This window comes from Microcoleus sp. Pol1C5 (assembly GCF_036701115.1).
In the GTDB taxonomy this organism is placed as follows: Bacteria; Cyanobacteriota; Cyanobacteriia; order Cyanobacteriales; family Microcoleaceae; genus Microcoleus.
Window position 1 is genome coordinate 1 of record NZ_JAUBQE010000125.1, and the last position, 3,348, is coordinate 3,348.

Annotated in this window: 3 protein-coding genes; all 3 read right to left on the reverse strand. The window is 48.0% G+C overall.

Translation table 11 applies throughout. From position 1 onward, the window contains the following. Positions 1 to 24: 24 nt before the first annotated feature. Positions 25 to 258, reverse strand: a complete 234-nt coding sequence (locus QUA23_RS30640) for an IS1 family transposase (RefSeq protein ID WP_333076201.1) — start codon at positions 256 to 258, stop codon at positions 25 to 27. A gap of 170 nt (positions 259 to 428) precedes the next feature. Beyond that, positions 429 to 518: a transposase-like zinc-binding domain-containing protein gene (locus QUA23_RS31245; protein ID WP_445243540.1), complete on the reverse strand. Its 90-nt coding sequence runs from the start codon at positions 516 to 518 to the stop codon at positions 429 to 431. Positions 519 to 654: 136 nt separating this feature from the next. Further along, the coding region (locus tag QUA23_RS30645) for a choice-of-anchor Q domain-containing protein (protein ID WP_333110704.1) at positions 655 to 3,348 on the reverse strand (2,694 nt) is incomplete at its 5' end.

Sequence of the window (3,348 nt, forward strand, 5' to 3'; positions counted from 1 at the left end):
TGTCTTTTAAAAGGTAGCACTTCCTCATCTAGATTCCCACAAATCAGTATAACAAACAGCACATTGTCTATAGACATGAGGTAAAGATTGCCAGAGCATGGACGCAGATTTTTTTGAGCGCTCTTCAATATAAAGTCCAACAATTTTACGGGTATTTCGATCGAAAGCTATCCAGAGCCATTGCTTTTTTAGGTTGTTTTTGACAATTGACCACATTTCATCTACCTGTAAAGTCAATGAACCTTTCGCTTTTTTCATCACCAAAATTTTCCCGGATTTATCAGCCTACTTTTTATTTACATAATTCTTAAGCTAGAAAATGGGTTCCCCTGTAGCTCTAGCAATTCCGGCTCAAGAAGTTTTTTCTAAAATCAGTCACTCAATTAAGGATTTAGTTTAGGAGTAAAAGCTGCTTATATTGAGAATCTTTAATCTTCCTGACGACTACAATTTTTACACTTAAATCGCTGTTTGCCGTAATAAGTATTTCCATTTTTAATAAAAAATTGATTTGACAATTAGGACATTCTATACTTTTACTTCGGAAATTTATGTTGATTTAATATTAAACCATTACTGTGCATCACTACCAAAGCATTTAACTACTTGCGGGACATATTAGTAGAGCAAGGATTCCTCGCCCTACTAACAGCCTTAAAGCAGAGTAATTGCAGTCGATGCCGGAGCGCCGATCGAACCTGACCCAAAGCCCAAATTCACCACCCCACCAGTCAAACCGGGAAGATTGTTAATTGTCAGACTAACGCTAGTTTGACCGGCATTAAAGTTCACCGTGCCGGACGAAGGATTCACAGCAAATGGACTAATGCTGTAGTCTACGTTGTTCGCAGGTTGACCGCCACCAGGGGCAACAATCAAATAGTCCACGGAAGCCGAAACCGAAGTATCGCCAGTCCGATTAATCGTAACAACTCCAGAACCACCATCAGCAATAGGATCGGGAGACGAACCGTAAGAGAAGAAAGTCGGAGGCACAGCATTAGAAATCCCTTGATATTCAATGTGCCGCACTAGGTAGTCGGAACCGTCGTTTTTGAAGGAGGTGGCAGCGTAGGCAGCGGTGGGGCTATCGTAGGCTTTAGTGGAGAACCGCAGTTCGTCAAAAGTAGCGCCGCCCAGAGAGTCTCCTACTATCTGGAGTTTGAAACTGCCATCGGTGCGATCGCCAATGAGAGTCACTCCATCTGAAGACACAGTGATGGGTTTTGGAGCGCTCGGAGCGTTGAGGCGAGCGATGTTAAAATTGGTGGCCGGTACCCGAACCCCATTATTAAAGATTTGCAGGAAACCAACTTCATTGCCCTGATCGCCCAAACCAGGACTTGTTTTGGGACTCAATCCACTGAGGTCGATCGTTGTCCTAGTGATGTCTTGGTTATCTGCCCATTTCACCTTCAGCGTCTGAGATTGATTGGTGTTCGGGTTGTGGTTGATTTCCGCCCGAATTTTAGTGGCGTCGGTGAACCAACCATCGTAAGAGGATGGGACGCCAATACCACCGGCACTGCCGTAGCTCAACCAGCTTTTAGGGTTTTCGTTCGTTGCCAAAGTGAGGTTGCTGATGACATTCGGGTTGAGGTAGTCAGTTTCAAAGCCATCAAAAGCTATCCCAGACAGTTTGATGCCTTGATTCTGGGCGGCATTCGGCCATTGTGCGATCAGGTCATTGACACTGCTGTAATTATTGGTTTGACCCAAAGAACCAGTAAGAGCCTGTGCGGGCGTGGGAGTTGGCACCGGGACGACACTACCTCCCAATTCAAAAGAGCCGCTGTCGACGATCGCACCTGGAATGCTGTCGCCATCTTGAGGGCGAGTCACGCCGCGCTGATCCGTAGCGGGTGCGCCCGTGGCAATCCCCTTATCAATTGCCGGACTTCCTGCCAGCAGCGGTCTGACTAAAGCGCCGTTGAGGTTTTGCAAAGGGCCCAGTAAAGGGTCTGCGATCGTAATACTTGCCGTCGCATTGAAATCGCTTCCGTCATTGGGGTTTTTGGCCGGCCACTGAAAATTCCCTCCCCCATCGCTATATTGGGCGGTGACGTGTTGCTGAATGCCCCAAGGGTTTCCTCCGTTAGCCGCTGTATTGTTAGAAAGAATCGTGTTTTTGAGGGTGACATTATTGGCAGCGGCGAAGATACCTCCACCAACCCAGCCTGCTGAATTATCGGCGATCGTCGTGTTGAGAATGGTTGTGGGTGCACCCAGAGTCATTGCACCGCCGAGTTTGTTGAAATCACCAGCAGCATACGCCGTGGAGTTGCCAGAAAACGTACTGTTAGTAATCGTAGTAGGGGCATTTCGCATCCACAGCCCGCCACCTTGATTGCCGGCTTTGTTGCCCGCAAAGGTGGTGTTGGCAATGGTCAATCCCTGGTTGGTGCTGTCGCTCAAAATCGTTACCGCACCGCCGTTTCCAGGATTTCCACCGTTGGGTAGCCCCAGAATTTCGTTATTTTGGAAGGTGCTCTTTTCCAAAATAACCTTGTCTTGGCTGCCGGTGAACAGATAAGCTGCGCCTCCTTCACCTCGACCTTTATTGTCTTGAAATACGCTATTGGTAATCTTAATTGTGCCGGAAGCTTCGCTCGGATTGCTGGCTCTGTCTGTGTAAACTGCGCCGCCAAAACCCCTTAAAAACGGATTATTTTGGCCTGTTGCGTAAACGGCTGCGGTGGTATCGTTGCCGATGAATCGGGAGTTGTCAATTGTCAGCTTACCTTGAAGGCTGTTAATTGCCCCGCCGTTAATTCCTTTGTTGTTGGTGAAGTCGCTGTTGGTGACTGTAAAAGTTTTGAAACTCAAAAAGCCGATCGCACCTGCACCGCGTTCATCGTTAGCGGAGGTGGCCACGTTGCCGTTGAATTTACTGTTGGTAACAGTCAGGGTATTGTTGAAATTACCAAAAATTGCGCCACCGCCTTGATCGGCGACGTTGTTGTTGAACTGAACGTTTTCTACGGTGAGGTTTACTTCGTCGGTTGTGCCGATCGCGCCACCTCGATCGGTTGTTTTGCCGTTAGTAATAATCAGGTTTTTGACCGCAAAATTGGTAGCAGTCGCAACGTTGGCATTGACAAAAAAGGCGCGGGATGCGTTGTTGCCGCTGATGGTTAAACCGGGTGCTGCGGCGCCGTCAATGGTGATGTTTTTGCCAGCGGGAATATCGAGTTGACCGCTGGTGAGAGTAATGGTTTGGCTGGCTAAACCTGGAGCGAAGGTAATGATATCGCCGGCAACAGCGGTGGCGATCGCAGCTCTTAATGAACCGGGCCCGCTATCGCTATTGTTGGCTACTACGATCGTAGCTAAATCACCTTGGTAACT

Bases quoted from the DNA above. Each gene is read 5' to 3' on its own strand.
- QUA23_RS30640 (WP_333076201.1), bottom strand. From the start codon at position 258: ATGAAAAAAGCGAAAGGTTCATTGACTTTACAGGTAGATGAAATGTGG.